Origin of the sequence: Vogesella mureinivorans (assembly GCF_007644035.1) — a bacterium.
Classification (GTDB): domain Bacteria; phylum Pseudomonadota; class Gammaproteobacteria; order Burkholderiales; family Chromobacteriaceae; genus Vogesella; species Vogesella mureinivorans.
Map to the genome: position 1 here is coordinate 1 of NZ_VMTV02000227.1, position 373 is coordinate 373.

At 68.9% G+C, this 373-nt stretch carries 1 protein-coding gene; it reads left to right on the forward strand.

Features of this window, described 5'->3' with window-relative positions; genetic code table 11:
• Positions 1–373 (forward strand): AraC family transcriptional regulator (locus FLQ44_RS07925; protein WP_147693945.1); only part of this gene is annotated, 373 nt, incomplete at both ends.

Here is a 373-nt window from a genome sequence, read left to right on the forward strand (position 1 = left end):
AGGAGGTCTACCGCTACGCGCCCTCGCAGTTTCTGGCGGTGTCGGTCGACCTGCCCCTGGTGGGACAGGTGCTGGAGGCCAGCGCGGATGCGCCCTATCTGTGCGTCGCGATCGACATCGATGCCCAGCAGATCGCGGAGCTGATCGACCAGGTCGAGCCGATCGAGCGGGCACCACGCGACACGCCGCGTGGGCTGTTCGTCGGCGCGCTGGATGAGGCAACGCAGGACACCGTGCTGCGGCTCGCGCGCCTGCTCGCCGCGCCGCGAGAGATCCCGGTGCTGGCGCCCCTGCTGATGCGCGAGTTCCATTTTCGAGTGCTGAGTGGCCCCTTCGGTGCATCCATCGCGCAGATGGCGATGGCCGGCAGCCA